The sequence below is a fragment of the Prosthecobacter fluviatilis genome (assembly GCF_042655725.1).
Lineage (GTDB): Bacteria > Verrucomicrobiota > Verrucomicrobiia > Verrucomicrobiales > Verrucomicrobiaceae > Prosthecobacter > Prosthecobacter fluviatilis.
In genome coordinates this window covers 13,480-37,800 of the sequence record NZ_JBHSMQ010000012.1, presented here as the reverse complement: position 1 = coordinate 37,800, position 24,321 = coordinate 13,480, and the positions used below count along the sequence as shown (strand labels likewise).

At 64.8% G+C, this 24,321-nt stretch carries 19 protein-coding genes; 11 read left to right on the top strand and 8 right to left on the bottom strand.

What is annotated here, in order from left to right; translation table 11 throughout:
• Positions 1 to 7: 7 nt before the first annotated feature.
• Complete coding sequence (locus tag ACFQDI_RS22645; protein WP_377171272.1) at positions 8 to 553, bottom strand: carbohydrate binding domain-containing protein; 546 nt, start codon at positions 551 to 553, stop codon at positions 8 to 10.
• A gap of 185 nt (positions 554 to 738) precedes the next feature.
• On the opposite strand from ACFQDI_RS22645, the gene ACFQDI_RS22640 reads away from it, so the two are divergent.
• The 3 genes from ACFQDI_RS22640 (at position 739) to ACFQDI_RS22630 (ending at position 7,560) form a co-directional block, all read left to right on the top strand.
• The gene (locus tag ACFQDI_RS22640) at positions 739 to 4,872 is read left to right on the top strand and encodes a tetratricopeptide repeat protein (protein WP_377171270.1); all 4,134 of its coding nucleotides are present in this window, start codon (positions 739 to 741) and stop codon (positions 4,870 to 4,872) included.
• A gap of 213 nt (positions 4,873 to 5,085) precedes the next feature.
• Positions 5,086 to 5,991, top strand: a complete 906-nt coding sequence (locus ACFQDI_RS22635; RefSeq protein WP_377171267.1) for an alpha/beta hydrolase — start codon at positions 5,086 to 5,088, stop codon at positions 5,989 to 5,991.
• 21 nt (positions 5,992 to 6,012) lie between these two features.
• Positions 6,013 to 7,560, top strand: a complete 1,548-nt coding sequence (locus tag ACFQDI_RS22630; protein WP_377171265.1) for a glycoside hydrolase family protein — start codon at positions 6,013 to 6,015, stop codon at positions 7,558 to 7,560.
• Between the two features lie 21 nt (positions 7,561 to 7,581).
• On the opposite strand, the gene ACFQDI_RS22625 is transcribed toward ACFQDI_RS22630, so the two are convergent.
• Positions 7,582 to 8,187 (bottom strand): SOUL family heme-binding protein, encoded by a 606-nt coding sequence (locus tag ACFQDI_RS22625; protein WP_377171263.1) that lies wholly within the window; start codon positions 8,185 to 8,187, stop codon positions 7,582 to 7,584.
• A 199-nt stretch (positions 8,188 to 8,386) separates the two neighbouring features.
• Between ACFQDI_RS22625 and ACFQDI_RS22620 the strand changes: the two genes are divergently transcribed.
• Positions 8,387 to 11,518, top strand: coding sequence for a HEAT repeat domain-containing protein (locus tag ACFQDI_RS22620; RefSeq protein ID WP_377171261.1), 3,132 nt, complete (start codon positions 8,387 to 8,389; stop codon positions 11,516 to 11,518).
• Between the two features lie 43 nt (positions 11,519 to 11,561).
• On the opposite strand, the gene ACFQDI_RS22615 is transcribed toward ACFQDI_RS22620, so the two are convergent.
• The 4 genes from ACFQDI_RS22615 to ACFQDI_RS22600 all read right to left on the bottom strand — a co-directional run bounded on the left by ACFQDI_RS22615 (position 11,562) and on the right by ACFQDI_RS22600 (position 14,776).
• Positions 11,562 to 11,822 carry a hypothetical protein gene (locus ACFQDI_RS22615; protein ID WP_377171259.1) on the bottom strand — a complete coding sequence of 87 codons (261 nt, stop codon included), beginning with the start codon at positions 11,820 to 11,822 and terminating at the stop codon, positions 11,562 to 11,564.
• A complete protein-coding gene (locus ACFQDI_RS22610) occupies positions 11,803 to 12,051 on the bottom strand; it encodes a hypothetical protein (protein ID WP_377171257.1) in 249 nt (82 codons plus the stop codon). The genes ACFQDI_RS22615 and ACFQDI_RS22610 overlap by 20 nt, the downstream gene beginning before the upstream one ends.
• Positions 12,052 to 12,272: 221 nt before the next feature.
• Complete coding sequence (locus ACFQDI_RS22605; protein ID WP_377171255.1) at positions 12,273 to 13,133, bottom strand: tetratricopeptide repeat protein; 861 nt, start codon at positions 13,131 to 13,133, stop codon at positions 12,273 to 12,275.
• Complete coding sequence (locus ACFQDI_RS22600) at positions 13,130 to 14,776, bottom strand: hypothetical protein (RefSeq protein ID WP_377171253.1); 1,647 nt, start codon at positions 14,774 to 14,776, stop codon at positions 13,130 to 13,132. Before ACFQDI_RS22600 ends, ACFQDI_RS22605 begins: the two co-directional genes overlap by 4 nt.
• Before the next feature lie 369 nt (positions 14,777 to 15,145).
• Between ACFQDI_RS22600 and ACFQDI_RS22595 the strand changes: the two genes are divergently transcribed.
• The 6 genes from ACFQDI_RS22595 (at position 15,146) to ACFQDI_RS22570 (ending at position 20,133) form a co-directional block, all read left to right on the top strand.
• Positions 15,146 to 15,757 (top strand): hypothetical protein, encoded by a 612-nt coding sequence (locus ACFQDI_RS22595; RefSeq protein ID WP_377171251.1) that lies wholly within the window; start codon positions 15,146 to 15,148, stop codon positions 15,755 to 15,757.
• Between the two features lie 82 nt (positions 15,758 to 15,839).
• Positions 15,840 to 16,418, top strand: coding sequence for a hypothetical protein (locus ACFQDI_RS22590; RefSeq protein WP_377171249.1), 579 nt, complete (start codon positions 15,840 to 15,842; stop codon positions 16,416 to 16,418).
• A 179-nt stretch (positions 16,419 to 16,597) separates the two neighbouring features.
• Entirely contained in the window at positions 16,598 to 17,356 is a 759-nt protein-coding gene (locus ACFQDI_RS22585) for a hypothetical protein (RefSeq protein WP_377171247.1), read from the top strand.
• Between the two features lie 100 nt (positions 17,357 to 17,456).
• Positions 17,457 to 18,173 carry a hypothetical protein gene (locus tag ACFQDI_RS22580; RefSeq protein WP_377171245.1) on the top strand — a complete coding sequence of 239 codons (717 nt, stop codon included), beginning with the start codon at positions 17,457 to 17,459 and terminating at the stop codon, positions 18,171 to 18,173.
• A 44-nt stretch (positions 18,174 to 18,217) separates the two neighbouring features.
• Positions 18,218 to 18,985 (top strand): hypothetical protein, encoded by a 768-nt coding sequence (locus tag ACFQDI_RS22575; protein WP_377171243.1) that lies wholly within the window; start codon positions 18,218 to 18,220, stop codon positions 18,983 to 18,985.
• Between the two features lie 56 nt (positions 18,986 to 19,041).
• Positions 19,042 to 20,133: a hypothetical protein gene (locus ACFQDI_RS22570; protein ID WP_377171242.1), complete on the top strand. Its 1,092-nt coding sequence runs from the start codon at positions 19,042 to 19,044 to the stop codon at positions 20,131 to 20,133.
• Positions 20,134 to 20,236: 103 nt separating this feature from the next.
• Here the strand turns inward: ACFQDI_RS22570 and ACFQDI_RS22565 are convergent, their stop codons facing one another.
• Positions 20,237 to 22,348 carry a tetratricopeptide repeat protein gene (locus ACFQDI_RS22565; RefSeq protein WP_377171240.1) on the bottom strand — a complete coding sequence of 704 codons (2,112 nt, stop codon included), beginning with the start codon at positions 22,346 to 22,348 and terminating at the stop codon, positions 20,237 to 20,239.
• A gap of 207 nt (positions 22,349 to 22,555) precedes the next feature.
• Positions 22,556 to 23,443, bottom strand: a complete 888-nt coding sequence (locus tag ACFQDI_RS22560) for a hypothetical protein (RefSeq protein ID WP_377171238.1) — start codon at positions 23,441 to 23,443, stop codon at positions 22,556 to 22,558.
• Positions 23,444 to 23,602: 159 nt separating this feature from the next.
• Between ACFQDI_RS22560 and ACFQDI_RS22555 the strand changes: the two genes are divergently transcribed.
• Positions 23,603 to 24,007, top strand: coding sequence for a hypothetical protein (locus tag ACFQDI_RS22555; RefSeq protein WP_377171236.1), 405 nt, complete (start codon positions 23,603 to 23,605; stop codon positions 24,005 to 24,007).
• The last annotated feature ends 314 nt before the right edge of the window (positions 24,008 to 24,321 follow it).

The following is a 24,321-nucleotide window of genomic DNA, read 5'->3' as shown; positions in this document are numbered from 1 at the left end:
CGGGAGATCAGCGTTTGCGGGACGGGCCGAGCTCGATGAGCTGGAGCTCGTCAAACCACGCGGTGCCCATGGCCATGCTGGAGTGGTGGCCCAGGCGGGGGCCGACCTTGATGCTGTCCTGCGCGCCGGTGTCGAACTCGAAGGAGACCTTCTTCCAGTTCTGCTTGCCGGAGAAGGCCTCGGTGTGCTCGTAGCCGCCTGCGAGGGAGAGCGTGGCGCCGGTGCCTTTGACGACGACGTCCCTGGTCTTGATGTAACCGGTGAGGCGGTAGCGGGTGCGGGGCTTTACGGTGACGGTCTGCTGCAGAAAGCTGTCGTCCCCGGCGGGATTTTCGATGCGGATGCTGCTCTTGCCGTCGTGCTTTTCCACGGTGTCCACCGCGACGGTGCCGCGCTTTTCATAGGCGGAGAGGGTCCAGCCTTCGAGCCCGTTTTCAAAGGAGGGATTGCTGAGGAGGTTGGTCTTCACCACGGTGGGCTGCTGGGCGGCGGCCAGCGCAAAGAGAGTGCCGAATGCGGCGGCGCAGACGATAAGTTTTGCGGCGGTGTTCATTGGATGGCGTCTTATTAGGGAGGATTAGGAGAGGGCCGTAACGGTGCGAGCATGAAGCATGCGGCGTGCAAATGCAAATGCTGCGGCCATGCCGTGCTTTCCCGGCACGCCTGCGGGGTCCTTTTCTTCCCTGATCCAGGCGTGACAGTGGATTGATTTGATGCTTGGATCGCAGCCAAGGAACCATGACCACTCACGAAGCTTTGCGGATTCTCGACCTTGATGCCCCCATCAGCCGGGAGGACTTGGACAGGGCTTATGAGGAGGGGGCGATGGTGTGGCGGCCGGACTCGTTTGCGGGAATTGCAGGGCTTCAGGCGAAAGCGGCGGCAAAGATGGATGAACTCTACGCGGCCTATGTGTGGCTGGTGGCGCTGCCCCAGGATGAGTTTCCTTTTCACGCGGGGATGAGCGGGCAAACGGCGGTCGAGCCGGGAGAGAATGACGCGCGGCAGGGGGAGGTGGAGGCGGCGCTGCAGCACACCCAGGCCGAACCGGCTGCGGCACATGAAGACCTGCCGCCGAGACTGCCCCAGAATCCGTTTTCACCGCCACCGCCGCCGCTGCACGGGTATGTGCCGGACTCGCAGGAGGGGGCGCGGGCGGCGGGTGGCCGGGGGCGGCTGAAGGGAAAGGCGGGCATGGCTGCATGGGCGGCGGCGGGTGTGGGCGCGGCGGTCCTGGTGGCGCTGATTTACACGGCGGGCAGACGCGGCGGCGACCATTCCAATCCTTCGGCGGCTGCGGAGGCCCCGGCTGCCGTGCTGTCCCTGGAGGATGTGCAGGCGCTGAACATGACTGACCTGGAGGCGCTGGCTCAGAAGGGGCATGCCCTGGCGCAGCGTGAGATGGGCATGCGGTATTTCAAAGGGGTGCTGGCGGTCCCGAATGATGCGGAGGCGATGCGATGGATGGAGAAAGCAGCCAAGCAGGGGGATGTGGAGGCGCAGGTCTGGATGAGCTTTGCCTGGTATGAAGGCTACGGGGTGTCCGCGAACAAATTCGAAGCGGTGATGTGGGCGCGGCGGGCGGCGGAGCAGGGCCACCCGAAGGCGGAGTATTATCTGGGCATGTACCACCTCCTGGGCGAAGGGGTGGCCAAGGATGGAGATGCGGCCATGAAGTGGCTGCTGAAGTCTGCGGAACAGGGCGATGACGAGTCGCAGGTGGCGTTGGGCCTGATCTTCTCCAAGGGCGTTGGCGTGCCGAAGGATGACGCCGAAGCGGCACGGTGGTTTCGCAAAGCGGCGGAGCAGGGCAGCGGCGGCGGGCAGGCGAGGCTGGGCGCGTGCTACTTTGAGGGCTATGGCGTGCCGCAGGATGTCGCGCAGGCGGCGTACTGGGTGCGCAAAGCGGCGGAGCAGGGAAATGAGAACGGCCAGTCCAGCCTGGGGATCTATTACCTGATGGGCTGGGGCGTGCCAAAGGATCCGGTGCGGGCTGAGAAATGGCTGCGCCTGGGCGCGGAAGGCGGTGACACCATTGCGCAATACCAGCTGGGAAGGATTCTGGCCACGGGCGAGGGCGTGCGCGTGGACAAGGTGGAGGCGTACCGATGGCTGAGCCTCGCCGCGTCCCACGGGATCGCCAAGGCAGAGCCGTACCTGAAGGAAGTGAGGCAGGAGGTGTCCATCGAAGATTTAAGCCGCCTCCGGCAATCTGAGCGGGACTGGCGCAAACGGCTGAGCAAGGGGCAAAGGGAACGCCGCAACAGGGTGGGGAGCGCACCTCCGCCGGACCCGGGTGCTGCCATCACGACCTCGCCGAAGATGGACATGCCGCTGCCTGAGCTGCGGGTGCTGGCGGAGAAGGGGGATGCGGAGGCGCAGTATTGGATGGGGAGCAATCTCCAGGGAAGGGAGGGGGTGAAGCAGGACCTGCCGGAGGCGGTGGCGTGGCATCGCAAAGCGGCGGAGCTGGGGCACCTCATGGCGCAGCACAGCCTGGGCGGCTGCTGCTTCATGGGGGCGGGGACCCGCAGAGACCTGGTGGAGGCGATGCGGTGGTTTTCACTGGCCGGTGAGCAGGGCCACGGTGCCTCCGCTTACTTTGCCGCCGTGACGCGGAGCATGCTGACGCCCGCGCAACTGGCGGTGGCAAGGCAGAAGGCGCGGGAGTTTCAGCGCGGCCACCCGGCGGTGGCAGCGGCGGCGCAGCCTGTGGCCCCGAAAGAAGAGAAGCCTGCAACTCCGGTGGCAGTCCTGACGCTTCCGCCCCCCGTCCCTGTCCGGGCACCGGAGGAAAGAAGCAGCATCGACTCGAAAACGCTGCATGCGCACGCGGAGCGGGGCGATGCGCGGGCGATGTACTGGCTGGGGGTGGACAGTGCCACGGCCGAATTCAGCAAGTCGGACCCCACACAGGCGGATTACACGGAGTCGGTGAGGTGGTTCCGACGGTCGGCTGAGCTGGGTCTGCCGGATGCGCAGCTGGCGCTCGGGCGTGATTACACCCTGGGCGCGGGCGTCAAACATGACGAGGCCGAGGGCATGAGGTGGCTGCATCTGGCGGCGAGTCAGGGGCTGGCGGAGGCACAGATTTTCCTGGGCATGTTCCTGCTCAAACATGGGCACGGTGAGCAGGCGGCGGAGTGGTTCCGGCGTGCGGCCGAGGCGGGCCTCAGCGAAGCCCAGTGGCTTCTGGGGAAGATGCTCCACGCGGGAGACGGGGTGGCGGTGGACAAGGCGGCCGCCTATGGCTGGATCTCCGCTTCCATGGCTGATCACCTGCCGGATGCTGAAGCCCGGCGGCCGGAGGCGCAGAAGATTCTGGACGATCTCATGCACACCATGTCGCTTGAGGAAATGGCGGCTGGCGGGAGCAAGTGGAGGGAATGCCTCGACATGATGCACAAGCTCCCGAAGCCTGTGAAGATGCCGGTGGTCGCCCCCACCGGATGGAGGCAGGGGATGCCGCTGGCGCAGGTGCGCGCGCTGGCGGAGCAGGGAGATGCGGAGGCGCAGTATCGCATGGGTGTGTGCGTGGAATCCGGGGACGGTGTGCCGAAAGACACGGGCGCAGCGCTGCAGTGGTTTCGCCATGCGGCAGAACGCGACCATGGCAAGTCCAAGACCCGCATGGGCATGGCCTGTTTCACCGGTGAGGGGGATGTGCCCAAAGATCTCGTGGAGGCCATGAAATGGTTTTGGCTGGCTCAGGGGGCGGACGAAGCCTCCGATGACTGGCTGACCAAGGCGCATGATGCGACGACGCCCCAGCAGCATGACGAGGCGTATCAGAGAGGGGCGGAGTTTCGGCCCATCGGGCCACGGGTGCCGCTCACGCAATCGGCCCCGGTTGCCAGATCCGCATGGAAGATGGGCATGCCACTGGCGGAGACGCGTCTGCTGGCGGAGCAGGGCGATGCCGTGGCGCAGTATCAAGTGGGCGAATGCTGCCGGGTGGGCACGGGCATGACTGCCAATGAGGCTGAGGCGGTGGAGTGGTACCGAAAGGCCGCGGACCGTGGCTACGCACCGGCTCAGCTTGCCCTGGGGCTCGCCTTTTCGACAGGGCAGGGGGTGGTGCAGGATGACACACTGGCCCTTGGGTGTTTCCGTCTGGCAGCCGCGCAGGGGGCGGCGGGCGCCCAGTACTCTCTGGGCTGCGCCTACAAGCACGGCGACGGCGTGGTGAAAGATCCCGTGGCGGCGGTGGCGTGGTTTCGCAAGGCGGCAGAGCAGGAGCATGCCGGAGGGCAGCTGGAGATGGGGCGTGCCTGCCTGGCCGGGGAGGGAACGGCCAAAGACGAAGCCGCCGGGGCGGGGTGGCTGCAACTGGCCTCCGTCCAGGCGCTGCCCGAGGCGCAGCATGAGCTGGGCCTGGCTTATCTGAACGGCACCGGCCTGAAGCAAGACCTGGAGGCGGCCGTGCAGTGCTTTGGGTGGGCTGCTGAGCAAAACTATGCGCCGGCGCAGTATGATCTAGGCGTTTGCTGCGCCAACGGTGAGGGCGTGGCCAAGGATGAAGCCGCCGCCGCGGAGTGGTACCGCAAAGCTGCGGCGCAGGGAACGCCAGCGGCGCAGTTCAATCTGGGCTGCTGCTACAGCACTGGCAGCGGCGTGGCAAAGGACGCTGCCGCTGCCGCCCAATGGTATCGCAAAGCCGCGGAGCAGGGAATGGTGGAGGCGGAGTTCTCCATGGGGATCGTCTGCTACACGGGCACCGGGGCTCCTGTTGATCTGGTGGAGGCTGCGAAGTGGCTGCTGCTCGCCTCTGCCGAGGGGCACGCAGAAAGCACCAAGCTGGCCGCCCGAGTCCGGCTTGAGATGACACCCGAGCAATATGCGGAGGCGGAGCGCCGGGCGGCTGCGCGCTGAGGCTGAGGCTGAGGCTGAGGCTGAGGCTGAGGCTGAGGCTGAGGGGAGCGGTACGGTTTCTTCTGCAGGGGGTGCCCGGGCGCGCGACTTACCTGTGGCGAAGGCTCAAGTGATCGAACAAAGTGCCTGACAGCGGCGCGTTCCTGCTCTCGTTCCATCTTGCTGTCCGAGCTCGGAAGCTTTTTTCATCTGTACCAACCCCAACCCTCTCCCATGAAACGCCTCGTCCTCCTTCTGCCTCTCGTTCTTGCCTGTGCCCCGCTGCGTGCGGAGGGGCCGCAGGTGATTCACCTGTGGGAAAAAGGAGCGCCGGGATTTGAAAATCTGAAGGACGAGCCGGAGGTGATGAAGGGCACCTCGGTCACGCATGTGAACCATCCTTCCATCACGGTGTATCCTGCGCCGAAGGACAAGGCGAATGGCGCGGCCATCCTCATCGTGCCCGGCGGCGGGCATCGCCAGCTCGGCTTTGGTGGCGAGGGCGTGGAGCCTGCCAAGCTGCTCAATGAGCTGGGCGTGACCTGCTTCATCCTGAAGCACCGTCTGCCGCGCGAGGAGGGCAGCCCCTACAATCTGGACATCCATCCGCGTCAGGACGGCCAGCGTGCCATGCGCGTGATCCGTACCCGCGCCGCCGAGTGGAATCTGGACCCCAAGCGCATCGGCATCCTCGGCTTCTCCGCCGGTGGCGAGGTGGTGGCCATGGTCGTTTACAGCCCCACCGCAGGCGATCCCGCTGCGGCTGATCCCATCGACCGCGCGAGCTGCCGCGCGGACTTTCAGATTTCCATCTATCCTGGCCCGCTGGGTGTGTCCGCCGGCCCCATCCCCGCCGACTCTCCGCCTGCTTTCTTCCTCGTGGCGAATGACGACACCAGTCACGTGAAGCCCATCCTCGACCAGCTGGCGCAGTATGAGGCGGCGAAGCTGCCCGTGGAAGTGCACCTCTACGCCAAGGGCGGCCACGGCTTCGGCATGGGCGGGCGTTCCAAGCTCAATTCCATCAAGACCTGGACCACCCGCATGACGGACTGGCTGGCCGACAGCGGCTTCCTCATGACGGCGGAGGAGAAGGCGAAGGCGCAGGCCGAGGAGAAGAAGGCGAAAGGGAAGAAGTAACCTCCTTCCGAGGACCCACCCGTGAAATTCATCGCCCTCACCGCCCTGCTGCTCGCACCGTTTTTCCTGCTGCATGCGGGCGATGATCTGGTGGTCTATCCGCCGGTGCCGGGGCTTGCGGCGTCTGAGCACTACCGGGTGCGCGTGCGGGCTGTCGGCGGTGAATGGAAAAGCGCCTTTGTGTGGCAGACGGAGTGCAAGACGGAGGAGGCCTACTTTGACACCCTGGCGGGCTGGACTCACAGCTACGTGAACTTTGAAACCTCCGGCGCGGTGGAGGTGGAGATCAGCCGCGCCAATGGCCAGCCGATCCGCAGTGCGGCGGTGCATCCGGAGCGCAATGCCTCCGCGTGCGCTGTGAAGGAGGGCAGGGCGCTGGTGAAGCTGGACAGGCCCTGCCTGGTGGCGGTGGACATCGACGGGCAGATGGACGGGCAGGACACGGGCAAAGGCTACGAAGGGCCGCCGATCCACACGGTCTCGGTCTTTGCCAATCCACCGCTGGCGGACAAGCCGAGCCCGGACGGCCCCGGGGTGCGCACGGTGAAGCCCGGAGAGAAACCGCCGGCGGAGGGCGGGTGGAGCACGCTCTACTTTCTGCCGGGGGTGCATGACATCGGGGCGGCGTTTCCGGTGCATGCCAGCCGCCGGTATTACATACCGGGAGATGCGATGGTGTACGGCACGTTTTGCAATCCGGAATGGAAGGACGGCCACAACATCCGCATCTTCGGCCATGGGACGCTCTCCGGTGCGCGGATCAAGCATGAGAGTGCGCTGGGCCTGTTTTCCCTGGGGCAGAAAAACATCAGCCGAAAGCCGGTGGAGATCTTCGGAGCCGAGGACACGCAGGTGGAGGGGATCACTGTCGCCGACTCGGCCTCGCACTCGGTCATGCTCATCAACCGCTACACCGAGGGGCATCCGAACAAGGTGCAGTGGACCAAGATTTTCACCTGGCGGGCGAACGGCGATGGCATCAACCCTTTTGGCAACACGCTGATCGAGGACTGCTTCATCCGCACCCAGGACGACTCGCTGTATGTGAACGGGCGCGGCATCCGCCGCTGTGTGCTGTGGAATGACGCGAACGGCTCCTCCTTTGTACTGAGCAGCATCCCGGAGCGCAGGCTCATGGTGGAGGACTGCGACGTGATCTACTCCCGCGCCAAATGGCACCGCTGGAGCGGCGGGCGTGTCTTCAATGCGCGCGGCGAGAACGATGAAGCCGGAGGCCCCGGCGTGGTCTTTCGCAACATCCGCATCACGGACCCGCGCCCGACGCTGCAGCAGTTTTTCATCTGCCTGAACGTGCCCAAGCCCTATGGCGACGGCGGCCACAGCAAGGGCGACATCTCGGGCGTGCTCTTCCAAAACATCTCCATCGCCGCGCCCAGCGTGCTGGGCGAGCCGCAGATGCTCTGGGGGCAGAAGAATGCGCGCATCCGAGATCTGACCTTTGAGAACCTGACCGTCGGTGGGAAGCCGGTGACCAGCGCGGAGTTTTTCAAGACGAATGAGTTTGTCGAAGGCCTCAGGTTTGCGCCGTCGGCTTCTTCGAAGAAGTGAACGAGCCTGGGCCTGCGGGCGTCAGGGTTTGAGCGGCAGCATCACCTCATTCAGGCGCATGGCGGGGAGGGTGAAGGGGCCGTCGTAAACGGCGAAGACGGGCTCCTCGGTCCAGGCGAGCTTGCGGGTGCGCAGCCAGGTGCGGAGTTCTTCCAGGGCTTTTTCGCGGCCGGGGCCTTCGGGCTTGCCGCTGTAGGAGCACACCGCGAGTTTGCGGGCGGGCAGGGTGGTGATCTCCACGGCGGAGTCTCCGGCGCGCGGGGCCTGCTTCTGGTGGCTCTCCGGCAGCACAAAGCTCATGGTGCTCTTTTCCATGAGCACGGGGGTGGTCATGGAGATCTTTTCTTTCGTCTCATTGGCCCCGCCGATGTAGCGGAAGAGGCGCATGAAGCTGCCGCCATTTTCCGCGCCGCTCGTGCGGGCGATTTTGAGCGCCGGATACTCGCGGATGGAAAGCCGCCCCTCTGAAACCACGGTGTGGTAGGGCGTGGTGGGGTAGCTTTTGCGCGAGGAGGAGGCGCAGGACTGGCTGCCGAAAACCACGCCCGCCAAAACCACCGCCGCGAGGCTGGAGGACAGCGGGCGGCGGCGCAGGGCATGCAGGGCGGCGGAGAAAGGGCGTTTCATGGGAGGTGGGTGCAAGGTGATGAGTCTGCCCATTCAACGTCCGCCCCTGCCGCGCGGATTCTCATTTCATGCAGGCCTGCGCACTTTGCTGCGAGGGATGCCGCGCATGGCTGGGTGTGCTGAGGGAGCGAGGGGGGGCGGCGTGTGCCTGGGCACAAAAGCCTTGCCTGCATGGTGTGCGGGTGGTGAAATCGGCGGCATGTCTTTTATCTCCGTGGTATTTTCTGGCAGGGCGTTTCGGGTGGTGTGCGGTGTGGCGGCGCTGCTCGGCGTGGCGGCGCTGCTCTGCCTCAGACGGGGGCCTGCGGCGGCGCAGGGCTCTGATGCGCCGCCCGAGGAGAGGCGCCTCCCGCCCCCGCCCCCGCCGCTGCCGTGGCAGGAGCGCGCGCTGCGTGCGGCGCTGGCAGATCCTTCGCCGACGGTGCGCGGACTGGCGGTGAGGGAGCTGGTATGGAAGAGCTGGGCTCCGCGATTCCTCAAGATCGAGGAGCTGAGGGCCATGGTGCAGAGCCCGGAGATCGGTTCCCGCTGCGAGGCGCTGGCGGGGCTGGCGCAGTTCAGCGCGGCGGGGACGCCCTGTGCGGGGGACGTGGTGCCGCTGCTGCAGGACGAAAATGAGTGGGTCCGAAGATCTGCGGTGGAGGCGCTGGGGCAGATGGGCCGTGAGGCGGTGCCTTTTGCGAAAGACCTGGTGCCGCTGCTGAACGATGAAAGCAGCTCGGTGTGGACCGCTGCGAGGGATGCGCTGGGCAGCCTCGGGCGTGTGGATGCGCCTTTGGTGGTCTCCTTGATGCAGCCTCTGCTGCTGGCCGCCGATGCTGGCACGGCAGCGGGCGTGGCTGCAAAGCCTGCTCCGCCGCCCGCGCCTGCGGCTGCCGCACCCGACCCCTTTGGGCCGCTTCCCTCCTCACCTGCTGACGAGAGCTTCAGGAGGCAGAGCATGCTGAGGTGCCACGCCGCGCGGGTGCTGGGCAGCACGGGAAAGGCTGGCGCAGCGCTGGCCGTGCCACTCCTGCAGCCGCTGCTGCAGGATGCGGATGACTCTGTCCGCTACGATGCGCAGCGTGCCCTGTCAGACCTGAAGGAGGCGGCTCCTGAAAGCGTGGCGGAGGCGCTGAAAAAATACGTGCCGCCGGCGCCCCCGCCGCTCACTGCGGAGCGTGTCAGTGCGCTGATTCCGCAGCTTCGCGCTGCGGATGATGCCGCACGCAGCGCCGCCATCGCGGGGCTGGCGCAGGACGGGGCCCAGACTGCGCCGCAGGTCATCAGCGCCCTGCGGCCGCTGCTGCAGGAGGCGGATTTTCACACGGCATGCGGCGCCGCCGCCGCGCTGCTGAAGACGGGGCATGAGACCACCGCGTGTCGCAGTGCGCTGCTGCTCCTGCTGAAAAGCCCGGATGCCGGGGCGCGGCGGCTGGCGGTGGAGACGCTCAATGACGCAGGCCCCGGCGCGGATGCCGCAGCCGTGGTGCTGCCTGCACTGCTGCCGCTGCTGAATGACCCTGAAGGGAATGTGCGGTATGTGGCATCAGATGTTTTCCATGACTGGGGAGCGGCCGCCGCACCCTATGCGAAAGATTTCCTGCACCACCTCACGGACAGCCGCAGCGCCGAGTCCCTGCGCATCTGCGCCATGCATGCGCTGTCCGGTGCAGGGCTGAACGAGGCGGCCGCCGTGGTGCCTGCGCTGCAGTCCGTCTTTGCCAGCCTCAGCAGTGAGGCGAAGAGAAGCGCTGTGTATGCGCTGGAAGACATGGCCCGGCAGAAAATACCCGCCGCCTCCGCCGCGCTGGTGGAGCTGCTGAAAGATGGCGACAGCTCCGTGAGAAGCCGGGCTCTGATGGCGCTGGAATCGCTGGGCCGCGACACCACCACCTACCTGCAGGCCGTGCTGCCGCTGCTCAGAGACCCCAGCAGCATGGTGCGGCACCACGCCTTCATGGCGGTGAAGGCCATGGGCCCGGAGGCCACGCCCGCGCTGCTCCCGGAGCTGCTGCCGCTGCTGCAGCAGCCCGGCGGCCCCATGCATGCGCCTGAGGTGGCGCGAGACGCGGACGGCTGGGGCGGCGTCGGTGTCTCTGCGGCAGAGCTGCCGCTGCAGGTGGTGGCGGCGCTTCAGCAGGCAGGCCGGGGCGGGGAGCCGGCGGCCTTTCAGGCCATGCTGGCCGTGCTGCGCCAGGACGAGGTGGACTATCACAAGACCACGGCAGCCGGGCTGCTCTGCGGCATGAGCGAAAAAGTCCCCAACTACGCGCAGGAGCTGCTGCCGCTGCTGCAGGACGCCAACGAACGCGTGCGCCTGCATGCTCTGGAGGCCCTGGGGGCCGCGCCGCAGAAGGACGCGCCCGTGGTGGCCAGGGCGCTGCTGCCGCTGCTGCCGCAAATGGAGGGCGAGGCGAAATACAGGCTGATCGACGCGCTGGCAAACCTGGGGCCCGCCGCCGCGCCCGTGGTGATGCCCGCGCTGCTCACTCTGGTCAATGATCCAGATCCCACGGTGAAAGTGCGCATGGTCTTTGCCATGCAGGACATGGGCGCCGCTGCCGTGCCGTACGCCGCCGCCCTGCTGCCGCTGCTGCAGGATTCCGCCGGGGTGGTGAAGTCCAGGACGCTGGGCACGCTGGCAAGCCTGGGCCCGCAGAGCCTGCCCGTGCTGGTGCAGGCCCTGCCGCAACTGCTGCGCGACAACTCGCACAATCCGCAAGGCATGGACATGTATGATGCCGGCCTGCCGCTGGACGCTCTCAACGCTCTCCGGACGATCGGCAAAACCGCCGCGCCGCAAGTCGGCCAGGCCCTGCTGCCGCTGCTCCGGCATGAGGATGCCACGGTGAGGTCTTACGTGATGGAGGCTCTCGACTCCACCGCCCCGCTGAAACAGAGCCCGGCCTGGCAGTGCGCCGCGCTGGCCGCCGCCCTGGGGTTTTCCAAGGAGGCAGACACGCAGGAGCTGCGCTTTCACCTCCACCTCTGGTCCGGGAACGATGACATGCTGCTGCTGAGCGTGCGCTGGCTGGGCAGGCCTGCCGCCGATCCCATGCCCGCGAAGGACGCAGCCCTCAGCGCCGCAGAGCAGCAGGCCGTGCTGGGCATGCTGCTCACTCTCTGGCCGCACAGTGCTCCGTTTCCAGCGTTGCGGCAGGAGATGGCCGGGCGCACCGCGCAGGTGGCGCAGAGCCTCAGCGCCGCGCCGGAGGCGAAGGTGGCGGAGCTGCTGATGAAGATGGATGAACTGCTGAAGGCGGATGCCGTCAAAGAAACCCAGCCCGCCTCCGCCAAGGCGCGTGCTGCCGTGCAGAGCGCGCTGGCGCGGGGGAATGGGAAGAGGTGAGACGATGATGAGGCAGTGCCCATGCAACGGGCTTTATGCGCCTTTATGGAGCACCGGGCCGGAGGATGAACTTCTCGCGGGCGGACTGGACATCTGTGGCGATGTGGTCGAGGAAGCCGGCAGCCCGTGACTTGTCCGGCCCTTCCGGCATCGGGACCAGGATGCGAGGCCGCAGTGACTTCAGACGCGGGCTGAGCTGCACCAGCAGCATGAGGTGCAGCGCCTTGTTCTCACCTGGCAGCGGATGAGCTCGCCACAGGGCCTCCACCGAGATCAGTGGCCATTCATGCCAGGCATTTTGCATGGTCGTGCTCAGGCTCGATGTATGGGCGGCGGCCGACGGGTATGGCGGGGCGTGTGGAGAGCGGGCCTTCGAAGTCTTTCCGGGCATGTGCGCGCTGGGCCAGGTGGCTGAAGGCGCGGACGCCGCCGCTGTGCTGCATGGGCTGCGCGTCCTCATCCTCGTCCTCCCATTCATCAGGACGCCGGGCCCGGGTTTCAGGGAGGTGGGAGGAGGCAGAAAGAAAGGACATGGGGGGAGTCCTGGGCCGGATTTGGGAATGCAAACTCAATAATACCAAAGAGTGGTATGAAAAAATAGACATTGGTTTTCGGAGGGCGGCCGGGCGGATGGGTGGCATGCGGCGAAGGCCTGTCATCCGCGGCCTCATGGTCCGTTGCTGGCGGGCTGTGGCGCGAGATTTGTCTGCCGTGCGGCTGCGTTCCGGGCTGCGTCGGCCTGGCCTCCTGCATGTCACTTTCTCTGCGGCTGCGCACGGAAGGCCTGCGCCCGGGCGCGGGCTTCCGCGTACTGCCCGGCAGTGAGATCTTTTTCGTGAGTCTCGATCCACTGGGTGGCGTCGTTGCCGAAGGTGGAAGAGGCCAGGAGGCACCATTTCATGGCCTCCGCCAGATCCTCTGGCACACCGGTGCCGTCTGCGTAGCACTTGCCGAGCTGATACTGCGCCCTGGCATCATCTTGCGCGGCGGCTTTTTGAAACCATTGCACGGCCTGTGCAGCGTCCTGCGGCGCTCCCCAGAGTCCGCGTTTGCAGATGAAGCCGAATTCCACCTGCGCCCCGGCATGCCCGTTTTCAGCGGCGCGGCGGTACCAGCGCACGGCCTCGGCGGGGGTCTCGGTCAGGCCATCGCCATGGAGGCAGCACTCTGCCAGCCGGTGCTGGGCCGGGGCAAAGTCCTGGGCGGCGGCCTGTTGCAGCAGCTTCACTGCGGCCTCCTTGTCCTGCGGGACCAGGGTGCCGGAGAGCTGTGCCAGTGCGAGCCCATACTGGCCTTCAGCATCGCCTTGGGCGGCGGCTTTGCGCCACCAGCGCAGCGCCTCTGCGGGGTCCTCGGGCAATCCGGCGCCGGTGGCATAGGCCGTGCCCACCTTGGCCTGCGCACCTGCGTGCCCCAGGTCGGCAGCCTGGCGGAACCAGCGCAGCGCCTCGGTGGTGGTGCCGCCCTTTTGGCTGCTCAGGCCTTTTTCATAAGATGCCGCTGCACGGCTTTGATCGGCGGCGGGATCGCTCCAGCGCAGCGGCAGCCAGCCGACGGCCCACATCCCGATGACGAGGAGCAAAGGTGCGCCGAATTGAAGCAGGTGGCGCTTCATGGCACGGGCGCCCCCGCTTTCTTCATGCCGGCTTTCCGCTCGTCATTGATCCGGGCATTGTGCCTGCGCAGGTCTTCGAGGGTGCAGTCGCCAGTGATGCCGTCCTTGAACACGGCAGTGAAGGGCTTCTGCATGTCATCTTCGTCGAGCTTGCTTCGGTTGTCCCTGTCAACGATTTCATTCACGGCTTTCAGAGCCTCGTTGATTGTGCCGCCTTTTGTCAAGACATCCATGAAGGTTTTCATCTGAATGGGGGCATCCCGCTCCCCGGCCTTTCCTCCTGCAGAGACCACCATGGGCACCCCGGCATCCGTGAGCTTGGACATGTCCTTGGCGCTCACCACGCAGCCGCTGACAAAAACCATCATGGGCGCACCCTGGGCGCTTTGAGCGATGTCGTCTTTCAACTGCCCGACCGAATAACCTGTGCCCGCCTGCTTGTAAGAGTCTCCCCAAATGCTTTTTCGATCATAGGATATGGGAACCTCCTGCTTGCTTGAGTCCGCTTTTCCATGGGCAGCAAGAAAGGCTTCATCGCCCACACGCCCCCCGTGGCCGCTATAGACGTAGATGTCTCCTGTTCCCAGGCTCCGGGTTCTTTCCCGAACCTGAGCGAGGGTGGGATTGGCTTGCTTTGCATAATCAAGCCCCATGGCGCTGGCTTGTGAGGACAAGTCTGCGGGATTCCCATAAAATGAAGGGCCGACTTCATCAAAGACCATCCGGGGTGGCGGTGGTGCTTTTTTCTCTCTGTATCCGAGAGGCCTGTCTTTGGAGTGTCTCTTCGTGGATTTTGCCGGGCTCGCTGAAGGTGTGGCAGCAGAATCTGGCAGCTGCGCCTTCGTATTCGACGTATCAGCCACATTCTGGTAGAAGCCTCTGTTGTGTTCCTTCGCCTCCTCCGGCCTGCCGTGGAAGCGGTACACGAGGTCATGTGCCCCCGGCCTGCCTTTGGGGGCGGAATGAGAACCGGCGGCGTCATCATCATCAAAGTGCTGAGGATCGAGATCCTCGGGGGTGATGGGCGGCGTATACCAAGGTCTGGTATCATCGGACGCAGGCGATGGGGTGCGGGGGCTGCGGCTGGAATTCGCAGCGGCAGCGTGTGCGGCGCTCCACGTCGGGCGGGGTGGCGCTCCGGCTCCGGACTGCAGGCTGCGAGGGTCACGGGGGGAAGGGGAGTCCTGCTGGCGGGCCACATCACGCGGGCGGAGGTTGCCGTCTTCATCCATGAAGTGCGGGGAGTCGTCGTGGTTGAGCTGCTGGCGGACGGCCTCAAAGACGCCGCTGGCCTTGGCGGCGGCCATGCCGTCTCCAGGGGGCGTGGCCGCGTCCTGGGTTTCCGTGCGCTGGAACGGGCGGCCGAGGGCCTGCTCCGGCGGAGGGGGATCATCCTGATCCCGCATTCTGGAGGGCGCGGCGCTGGTGGGTGCGGCGGTGTGTGGAGGGATCGGGACGATCCCTCTCCTCAGGCCGCTGGCCCCGGCAGGATCTGCCGCCAATCTTTTCGCCGGCAGGTGGCTGAAGGCGCGGACGCCGCCGCTGTGCTGCATGGGCTGCGTGTCCTCATCCTCGTCCTCCCATTCATCAGGACGCCGGGCCCGGGTTTCAGGGAGGTGGGAGGAGGCAAAAAGAAAGGACATGGGGGAAGTCTTGGCCCGTGATCTGCGGATGCAAGAAAAACGATACCCGGAAATGGTAGGAAGTGACAGGAATGCGACTGCTGCAGCCGTGGTGACGCGGCCGCGCGGGCGGCGGGGCGCCCGGCTCCGGGCGCGCTGGATGCGGCCCTGCGTGCCGGGCTTCACTCCCGCGATGCCTCACTGCCGGTGCCTTTCATATGGGGGCAGGGGTTGGGTAAATCCATATTCATCTGAGGATGGTTTAGGCTGTGGGCTTAGTTTGTTTTGACTTTAAGCTTATGATTATGCTTAAATGCAAAATACGGAAAAATACAGAAACAGGCTTGGTCAGAATAAGGCCAGGGCAAAAAGTACATCATCCAAACGACTATGAAGAAGACTTGCACAAATGCTCGCCAATCCGTTTTTGAGAAAGCTGGGGGCGGGGCGCCATCGGGCGGGAAAACGTGGCTCGGCAGCTGGGTGCGCCTGCTGCTGCTGCTGGCTCTGATGGCCGGGCTGCTGCAGCCGGGGGCGGCCCGGGCTGAGGCCTGGTGCGGGCCGACTTCGGACCTGGAAAACGTCATCGCCTTTCAGGAGTATGCCTGGTGGGAGCTGCACGATGCCATGGAGCAGATGACGGATGCGAACGACATCCTCGCAGCCGCAGCGGCGCTCAATGTGCTGGACCAGGCGACCCAGGCGCTGAAGGCGCACCTGGCTGAAAACACCGGCCCCTGCCTGATGGCCTGCACCGTGTGTGGCAACGACCCCTGCACCTGCGTGACGGTGTGCCCGGTGTGCTACAGCGACCCCTGCGTGTGCGTGACAGTGTGCCCGGTGTGCTACAGCAACCCCTGCGTGTGCGTGTCGGTATGCCCGGTGTGTTTCAGCAATCCCTGCGTGTGCGTGTCGGTATGTCCCGTGTGTTTCAGCAATCCCTGCGTGTGCGCGTCGGTATGCCCCGTGTGTTTCAGCAATCCCTGCGTGTGCTATTACTAGACTCCTGGCCCGGGGCGCGGCCTGATCTTGCAGCCGGTGCCGCCAGGGCTTTCTTTCCCCCCCCACCTCCCATCAAACGGTCATGAAACTTGCCATCCCGGTACTCCTAGCGGCATTGCTGCTGGGCCTCCTGCTGCTGCAGCCACCGCAGGCCCGGCCGCCTGCCGCCCCGCCTGCGGGCAGTGGCAGCAGCGCGGAGGCCGCCAGACGCCCCTCCCTCATGGCGGCGCGCAACGCCCAGAAAGCGCAGCAGCTGCAGCAGCAGCAGGAGCGCCGCGCGGGCATGGACGATGTGATGGCCCAAAACGCCCGGGCCATGAACCCGAAGCTGAAAAAGCTCATGCTCGATGTCCTCATGCAGGAGCGCACGCCGCGCTACCAGCGGCTGTTTGACTCCATGCAGCTGGACTCCGCCACGCAGGCGGATCTGCTGAAGGCCATCCGCGACCGCGAGGAGCGGCTCTTTGAGGCGCACCGCCGGCAGCGCGCGGCGGGCATGAAGGGCATCAAGGAGTTTGGCGTGGACTACCAGACGGAGCGAGTGCTCACGGAAAAGCTTTTCGGACTGATGGTGGGCGAGGAAAAGGCCGCCCAGATCCTGCAGCTGGAGGCCGAGATGCTGGGCACCGCCCAAAAGACCGCCGCCGCCCTGACCGACTGAGCGCCACCGCCCCGCGCCGCCCGTCATGCCCAGCATGGGCGTGCCGCAGCCTGGGTGGAGGGGGGCGCTGGGGCGCATGCGTCGGCGTCTGGGTGCCGGTTACGGTTCCAGCCTAGGAAAAAGAGAAAGCTAATTGCTTGAACTGGGTCGCACATGGGTGTCATGCTCCGCCCACTCCCATGAGCCACCGCTTTTTTCTCTCCCTGCTCCTGCTGGTCTCTTTCGCCTCCACCGCCGCGCTGGCAGACAGCCCGGCCAAGATCTCCGAGGACTACCACAAGCAGTCCGCCGCGGCGCTGGTGAAGCTCAATGACACGCTGGAAAAAGCCACCACGCCGCTGATCGCCGCGCTCATCAAAGCCGGGGATACCGCAGGGGCGGAGCAGCTCACCGGGCAGCTCAAGGCCAAGACCGCCGGCGAGCCCGTGCCCACGCCGCATGCCAGCGCCACGCTGCTCTTTGCACAGTATGACCAGGCGCGTGGCAAGGCGCTGGAGCCCGCGCAGAAGGCGGCGGTGGCGCGCATCGAGGCCATGCTCAACAGCAAAGAGGGCGGCAGTCTGGAGGTGGTGGCGGAGCTGGGGAAGGTGCGTGCGGAGATCGAGGCGGGAAAGGCCGCTCCCGCGCCTCCGGCCATTCCCATGGCCTGGAATTACTACACCGGAATCGACAAATCGCGGCTGGTCGGGGAGCTCCTGCTGAGTGCGGACGGAACGCTGGCTCTCAATACTCTGAAAGCCGATGGGACGCCTTACATGGTGGGCAATCCCAAGAGGCCTGCGGGCAGTCCCGGGCTGTGGGAGAGAACGAAGAACAACGTCTTGAAAATCACGCTGACCCCTCCGGGCGAGAGGGAGGAATTCGAGATGATCATCACAGACAAAAACGCCGTGATGAAGCGCGCCGTCGGCGATCGTTTTCTGACCGCCAAGGAATGACGAAGAGAGCCGCCCGTCCGCTTTTTTCAGCGCGTTTTACAGTTCCCCCGACACTTCAAATCATCCTGCAGCCATCCACGGTTTCTTCTTCCCTGCGCCTATGAAACGCCTCCTCCTCCGCGCCACTCTCCTGCTGGTCACCGTTTCCACCGTGCTGGCGGATACGCCGGCCATCATCGCGGCGGACTACCACCTGCAGTCCGCGCAGGCGGTGCAGCGGGTGAATGAGAAACTGGAGCAGTCTGCCGCGCCTCTGGCTGCCAGGCTTTTACAGCAGGGGGACGCCGCTGGCGCGCAGCAGATCACCCAGGAGGTGCGTGCCAAGACAGCAGGTGAACTCGTGCGCAGCCAGAATGCCGGCCTGATGAAGCTCTTCGTGCAGTATGATCAGGCCCGGGCCAAGGCCATCGCCGTAGTGCAGAAAGCCAGCATTGCCCGCATCGATGCCATGCTTCAAACACCCGCCGGTGCGAAGCTCGACACCCTCGCCGCGCTGGGCAAGCTTCGCACGGAGATCGATGCGGACACGCCCGTCACAGCCGCGCCGCTCCCGCTGCGGTGGACGTACCACCGCAACGCCGCCAGCCCGAGCATGGGAGATCTGATTTTCAATCCGGATGGCACTTGGTCCCTGATCGATGCGGATCCGAAATCAAGGTATGGCACGCAGAGAGGCGGCTGGGTGCAGGCCGGTAAAAACAGCCTGCATCTCACCTGGAAAGGGGCGGTGTGGAAAATGACCTACGATGACAAGAGCGGCACCATTGACCGCCCCGACATAGGCAAACGCCACCTCAAGGCTGCCTCCGCGCCCTGAAAACTTTCGTGCTTGAAGCATCCACCCGCCACATTTCAATTCCCATGAAGCATCCACGCCCCCACTTCCTCTTCTTTCTGGCCGCCGCTGCGGTGCTCCTGCTGACCACCGGTGCTCTGGCAGACACTGCGGCCAAGATCGCGGCAGACTACCAGAAGCAGGCCGCCAAGGCGCTGGAGCGCGTGAATGAAACGCTGGAAAAGGCCACCGTGCCTCTCATCGCGGATCTCGTCAAAGCGGGGGATGGTGCAGGTGCCGAGGCTCTGCGTGAGCAGCTGAAAAGCAAGCTGGCCGGGGAGCCCGTGCTAAAGCCGCAGGAGGCGGCTGCCGTGCTCTTTCTCAGCTACGACGCCGCACGCTTGAAAGCCCTGGAGCCCGTGCAGAAGGCCGCCATCTCCCGGATTGATGCCATGCTGGGCAGCAGCGAAGGACGGAAGCTGGATGTCGTCACGGAGTTGGCGAAGGTGCGGGAGGAGATTGAGCTCAGCAGGAGCGCTGGCAGCGCCACCCAGCTGCCGGAAGTGTGGACCTATCATGTCACGGAGAAGCCGGACGGCTCCGTGGGCGTGGTCTACGGGGAGATGCATTTCAAGCCGGATGGCACGGTCATCATGCTGGACCGGGGCAAGGACAAGACGCCGAAGCCAGGACAGTGGAAGTCGAACAAAAAAGGCGACAAAATCACCATCAAAATGGATTACCTGAAAGGCGACGAAGGCGTGTGGCAGATGGAGGTCAAGGGCTCCACCGCCACGATGGACTGCCCCGGCGTGAGCCGCCGCTACATGCGGATCAAAGCCCCCCAGGCCTAGTCCGCCCAGCACTGCTCATTTTCCCACACGCCCCCTTCATTCATCACCCTGCGCCTATGAAACGCCTCCTCCTCCGCGCCACTCTCCTGCTGGTCACCGTTTCCTCCGTGCTGGCGGATACGCCGGCGAAGATCGCCGAAGACTACCGCAAAGCCTCGGCGGCGGCGCTGGTGAAGGTGAACGAGACGCTGGAAAAGGCCACCGTGCCGCTCATTGCCGCGCTGGTGAAAGCCGGTGACACCGCAGGGGCGGAGGAACTGCAGCAGCAGCTCAAGGCCAAGCTGGCGGGAGAGCCGGTGCTGAAGCCGCAGGCCAGCGCGGCGAACATCTTCAAGCTCTACGATGCCGCCCGTGTGAAGGCGCTGGATTCCGCGCAGAAGGCGGCGGTGGCGCGCATCGAGGCCATGCTCAACGGCAAGGAGGGCGGCAGTCTGGAGGTGGTGGCGGAGCTGGGGAAGGTGCGTGCGGAGATCAATGCGGGTGGAGGTGTCGCCGCAGCAGCGCCCGCCAGTCCGTTTCCCATGCACTGGTCCTACCACTTGAAGCCGGAAAGGCAGGTGGACAATGGCTTCATGGACATGAAACCGGACGGCACGCTGGTCCTGGGCAACGTCAATGACTCCACGCCGGGCAGGTGGTCGGCCACCAGCCGGGCGAATGTGCTCAGCGTGATTCTCGAAGGTGAAAAAGGCGGGGAAACCTGCGAGATGAGGATATATGGCAACGAGGCCGAACTGGTGCGCCCCGTCGGCACGCGCTACCTCAAGGCCAGGGCGGAGCCGGGCGCGGCGCGTGCGGAGAACGATGCCGGGAAGGGGGCCGCGGCCACCCTCTCCCCCATGCCCCCGCAGTGGACCTACCACGCCACCGAGCGGCCGGACGGCTCTGTCGGTCCCGCCCATGGCGAGCTGCATTTTCATCCGGACGGCACCGTCAGCATCAACGACCTGGCCAATCCTAAAATACCGCACACCGGCCTCTGGAAGGCGAACTCGAAGGGGGACAGGCTGACCCTCACCGTGGAGGGGTTTGGGCAGTGGAAGATGGAGCTCAAAGGCAGCACCGGCACGCTGGACCGCCCCGAGGCCGCCTCGCCAGACCATGTGTGGGGCATGCGCTACCTGCGGGTGAAGGCGCCCAAGGCCTAGGCCGCCCGGCACCGCCCCTTTTGCGGTGCCCCTCCGCCAGTCCATCCAGCGACTTCCGCAAAAAAAAGAAAACAGCTGCAGCCATTTTGCCCAGGGCTGCGGCTCACGCCTTCGTCTCGGGCTTGGTCAGTCGCTCCACCAGTTCATTGGCCTCGCGTGTGTCTTTGTGGTCCCGGCCCAGCACCTTCAGGCGGCCTGCGTAGGCGCGCTGGGCGTACTTCAGGGCCTCCTTTTCTTTCTTCTGCCTGACCAGGCACAGGGCCAGGCGGTGGCAGGTTTCCAGCGTGTCCGTACTCTCAGCGCCGAGCGCATGTTCGGAGAGAGCCAGCACCTCGCGGTATTCCTTCTCGGCCTCCGGTTTTCTGCCGAGTTGATCGAACAGGCTCGCCAGAATGCCGCGTGCCTTCAGGGTCTGTTTGGCCTCTGGCCCGAGCGCGCGGATTGCATCGGCCACGAGGCTGCGGCATTCCTTCTCCGCCTCCGCGAACTGGCGCAGCTCCATCAGCGTGGTGATGAATGTGCTCTGGAGGTTCAGAACCTTGCTGTGGCCTTTGCCATAGGCCGTGATGAAGGCGGGCAGGTACTGGCGCAGCAGGACTGCCAGATCCTTGTTCCGGTCCACCAGCCGCAGATTGGCTTCATCCGCAGCCAGTTCCACCCTCTCGAGCCATATGATCAGCAGCATGACATGGCCCAAGGTGAACTTATCTGCGGCACCGTACACGTGCGAAGCGATGTCCAGCACCTGGCGGCACTCCTTTTCCGCCGCTGCGTACCGTTTCTGCTCGTGCAGGATTTTGGAAAGGGTCATGCGCTCATCCAACGCATCCTTGGACTCCGGGCCAAACACCCGTGCGTAAATGGGCAGCAGCAGGCGGCACTCCGCTTCGGCTTCCGTCAGTTTTCCCGCGTCCGTCAGGGTGCGGACCCCGAAGTCGCGCTGGTACAAAGTAAATCTGTCCTCGGGGCCGCACAGCTTCGTGTGCAGGTCGGTCAGCCGACGGCTCCACTTGACAGCCAGCGTCTTTTTGTCCTTCTTGTTGAGGGTTTTGATGAAATCTTCCAGCTCGTAAAGGTGGAGCATGGACCAGTCATCCGGACGGAGCACGCGTTCGCAGAGCCGCAGAAACTCACGATATTCCGCCTCGGCCTCCGCCAGTTTTTCCTGATGGCGCAGGGAGAGAGCCAGCCCGCCGCGGGTGTCCACCACTTCCTTGTTATCCGTGCCGAGAACCTTGAGCTGCAGTGGGAGCAGCAGGCGGTATTCCGCCTCGGCTGCCGCCCATTTGTCCTGCTGTCTCAAGGCGAAGGCCAGACGTATGCGTGTTGCCAAAATGTCGGTGTTTTCCGCGCCGAGCACCTTGATCTGAAGTGGCAGCAGGCTGCGGCACTGCGCCTCCACTTCGGCGTGCTTGTCCTGGGCCGTCAGGGCTTGGATGAGATGATTCTGGCAAGACAGCGTTTCCTCGTGCTCAGCTCCGAGCACCTTCGTCTCCACGGGGAGCAGCCTGCGGCATAGCTCCACGACTTCAGCATATTTGTTCTGCGCAGACAAGACTCGGATGAGATGGTACTGGCAGCGCAGTGTCTCCCTGTCCTCGGCTCCAAGCTTGTGCTCGTAAATGACCAGCCTCTCGCGCAGGTCCGCTTCGGCCTCCTTTTGTTTTCCCTGGAAGTGCCAGCCCTCAGCCTGACGCCGGCGCGCCACCAGAGTGACGGGATCCTCAGCTCCGAGCACCCGTGTCGCGGTGGCAATGAGGCTGCGCAACCCCTCTTCGGCCTCCTCGTTCCTTCCTTGGCTGCCGATGGCCGCGATCATGGCGGACTGGCAGCGCAGCGTCTCGCGATCCTCCGCTCCGAAGACTTTCGTCACCACCGGCAGCAGTTCGCGCAATTGCTTTTCAGACTCCGCCATCTTGCCCAGCATGCGCAGGGACTCCGCCAGCAGGAGGCGCACGCGCAGTGTTTCCCGGGCCTCCGCGCCCAGCGCCTGCGTGCGCGCCGCCACCAGCGCCTGCGCGGCCTTCTCCGCCTCGACGAATTTGGCCTCCGCGTACAGAGCCTCCGCAGCCGCGAAGGCTTTCTCATCAGCCACTGCTGCAGGGCTGTTCTGGCCTGCCTTCTTCTCGCCGCCCTCCGCCGCGCGCGCGGGCTCCGTACCCATGGTATAAAATAGCAGGACAAAGGAGAGCGCTGAGGACAGAAGCGGTTTCATGGTAGGCGCGGGGTCAGGTACGTGATGGCATGCCATGATGAACCGCGCACATAGGAACGTCACGAGGTTTCTGACCTAAAACAAACGTTGGGGTGCTTTGTAATTCTTAGTGTCAGGGGGAGTGCCAGCAACGTTTAACAGTGTCCAAAGTGGGCCAGGTGCAGGGTGCTTCATCTTTCCCCCTTCCACCTGGCTTCAGGCTGTCAGTCACGTCCAAGGCTGTGTTGGCAGCTTGTACTGCTGCGTGGGGGACGGCGATGGCACGGGTGCTGGGGCAGGGGGCGGTACGGGTGGCCGATTTTTTTGCTCTTCAAGGGTCCGCATCCGCTGACCCGCATCTTGAGTCGCTTTAAGCGCCTGGCGATAGGCTTCTTCGGCCTGCTGGATCGCCCTCTCGTTTTCAGCCGTCCGAGCTTCGGATTCCCTGATCATCTGCTCCAGCCTTTCGATCTGTGCAGCGGGATCGGCGCCTGTTTTCTTCATGATGTCTTCAAGGATTTCTCTTGCGGGTTTTGGGAGCGGCTTCTTTCCGCGCTCATACCCTTTCTTGGCACCTTTGAGAACCAGTCGAAGTTCTTCGAGGCTCTTGATGTTGTCTTGATTGGCTTGCAGCACCTGTCTGGCATCAGCGAGCTCTTTTGAGATTCTTTGCTGCTCTGCCAGAAGGGCTTTGAATTGTCGCTTCGCAGCGCCCAGCTCTGATTTGTCTGCCAAGTCCAAGACATCTTGGGTGGTCAGCGGCGGGGAGCTTGGAGCTGTGGATGCCAACGGGCTGCCGAAGCTGGAGTTGCCGGCATTGCCACGGTTGTCGGGAGCGGCTCCATAGGAGTTGCTATGCTGCGTGAGGCGCCCCCTCGCATCGGCTGCTGCTGCCGCACTATGGAAATAGTCGCTGCGGTGATCGCCCGCCTCCTCGGGGTTGCCGTTGAAGCGGTGCACGAGATCTTGAAGCCCGGGCTTGGGCGTGGATGCACCGGGGGTGCGATACATGAGGTTATTGAGTTCCGGCATGCCGTTGATGGCGGAATGGGAACCGGCGGCGTCATCATCACCGAGGTGCTGAGAATCGAGATCCTCGGGGGTGATGGGTGGCATATACCAAGGTCTGGTATCATCGGACGCAGAATAAGAGGTGCGGGGGCTGCGGCTGGAATCGGCACCGGCAGCGTACCCGGCGCTCCACGCGGGTCGGGGTGGCGCTCCGGCACCGAACTGCAGGCTGCGAAGGTCACGGGGGGAAGGGGAGTCCTGCTGGTGGGCCTCATCACGCGGGCGGAGGTTGCCGTCCTCATCCATGAAGTGGGGGGAGTCGTCGCGGTTGAATTGCTGGCGGACGGCATCGAAAACGCCGCTGGCCTTGGCGGCTGCGATGCCGTCTTCATGGGGCGTGGCCGCGTCCTCGGTCTCAGTGCGCTGGAACGGGTGGCCGAGGGCCCGCGCACCGCGCTGGGAGAGCGGCCCCTGCCCGGCGGGATCTGCGGCCACTCTTTTCGCCGGCAGGTGGCTGAAGGCGCGCACGCCGCCACTGTGCAGCATGGGCTGCACGTCATCCTCCTCTTCATCTTCAGGACGCTGGACTCGGGTTTCAGGGAGGTGGGAGGAGGCAAAAAGAAAGGACATGATAAAATAATTGGGCCCAGATTCAGGAATGCAAATTAAAAATACCAAAATGTGGTATGATATGCTTTACGTGAGGCTGTCGATTTGACCGCAAAAAGATGCCGTCAGGCTTGCCATTCATGCCAGGCATTTTGTAGATACATGAAGCTCAAACATTTCAATTTCAACCGGGAGCGGGTGTCGTTCTCATGTTCGGAGTCAAGCGCGGGTGCGTGGGCGGTGTCCTGATCGTCCTCGGGATCGGTGTAAGGGCGCGGGCGGCCTATTGGCGTGGCGGGGCGTGTGGAGAGCGGGCCGGAGGTGTCTGCCAGACCACGCGTGGGCGGCAGGTGGAGAAGATGAAGGCCATGCGG

What these genes read in the sequence shown, in the direction of transcription:
- ACFQDI_RS22645 (WP_377171272.1), bottom strand. Translation starts at nt 553, where the DNA reads ATGAACACCGCCGCAAAACTTATCGTCTGCGCCGCCGCATTCGGCACT.
- ACFQDI_RS22640 (WP_377171270.1), top strand. Translation starts at nt 739, where the DNA reads ATGACCACTCACGAAGCTTTGCGGATTCTCGACCTTGATGCCCCCATC.
- ACFQDI_RS22635 (WP_377171267.1), top strand. Translation starts at nt 5,086, where the DNA reads ATGAAACGCCTCGTCCTCCTTCTGCCTCTCGTTCTTGCCTGTGCCCCG.
- ACFQDI_RS22625 (WP_377171263.1), bottom strand. Translation starts at nt 8,187, where the DNA reads ATGAAACGCCCTTTCTCCGCCGCCCTGCATGCCCTGCGCCGCCGCCCG.
- ACFQDI_RS22620 (WP_377171261.1), top strand. Translation starts at nt 8,387, where the DNA reads ATGTCTTTTATCTCCGTGGTATTTTCTGGCAGGGCGTTTCGGGTGGTG.
- ACFQDI_RS22615 (WP_377171259.1), bottom strand. Translation starts at nt 11,822, where the DNA reads ATGCAAAATGCCTGGCATGAATGGCCACTGATCTCGGTGGAGGCCCTG.
- ACFQDI_RS22610 (WP_377171257.1), bottom strand. Translation starts at nt 12,051, where the DNA reads ATGTCCTTTCTTTCTGCCTCCTCCCACCTCCCTGAAACCCGGGCCCGG.
- ACFQDI_RS22605 (WP_377171255.1), bottom strand. Translation starts at nt 13,133, where the DNA reads ATGAAGCGCCACCTGCTTCAATTCGGCGCACCTTTGCTCCTCGTCATC.
- ACFQDI_RS22600 (WP_377171253.1), bottom strand. Translation starts at nt 14,776, where the DNA reads ATGTCCTTTCTTTTTGCCTCCTCCCACCTCCCTGAAACCCGGGCCCGG.
- ACFQDI_RS22595 (WP_377171251.1), top strand. Translation starts at nt 15,146, where the DNA reads ATGAAGAAGACTTGCACAAATGCTCGCCAATCCGTTTTTGAGAAAGCT.
- ACFQDI_RS22590 (WP_377171249.1), top strand. Translation starts at nt 15,840, where the DNA reads ATGAAACTTGCCATCCCGGTACTCCTAGCGGCATTGCTGCTGGGCCTC.
- ACFQDI_RS22585 (WP_377171247.1), top strand. Translation starts at nt 16,598, where the DNA reads ATGAGCCACCGCTTTTTTCTCTCCCTGCTCCTGCTGGTCTCTTTCGCC.
- ACFQDI_RS22580 (WP_377171245.1), top strand. Translation starts at nt 17,457, where the DNA reads ATGAAACGCCTCCTCCTCCGCGCCACTCTCCTGCTGGTCACCGTTTCC.
- ACFQDI_RS22575 (WP_377171243.1), top strand. Translation starts at nt 18,218, where the DNA reads ATGAAGCATCCACGCCCCCACTTCCTCTTCTTTCTGGCCGCCGCTGCG.
- ACFQDI_RS22570 (WP_377171242.1), top strand. Translation starts at nt 19,042, where the DNA reads ATGAAACGCCTCCTCCTCCGCGCCACTCTCCTGCTGGTCACCGTTTCC.
- ACFQDI_RS22565 (WP_377171240.1), bottom strand. Translation starts at nt 22,348, where the DNA reads ATGAAACCGCTTCTGTCCTCAGCGCTCTCCTTTGTCCTGCTATTTTAT.
- ACFQDI_RS22560 (WP_377171238.1), bottom strand. Translation starts at nt 23,443, where the DNA reads ATGCCACCCATCACCCCCGAGGATCTCGATTCTCAGCACCTCGGTGAT.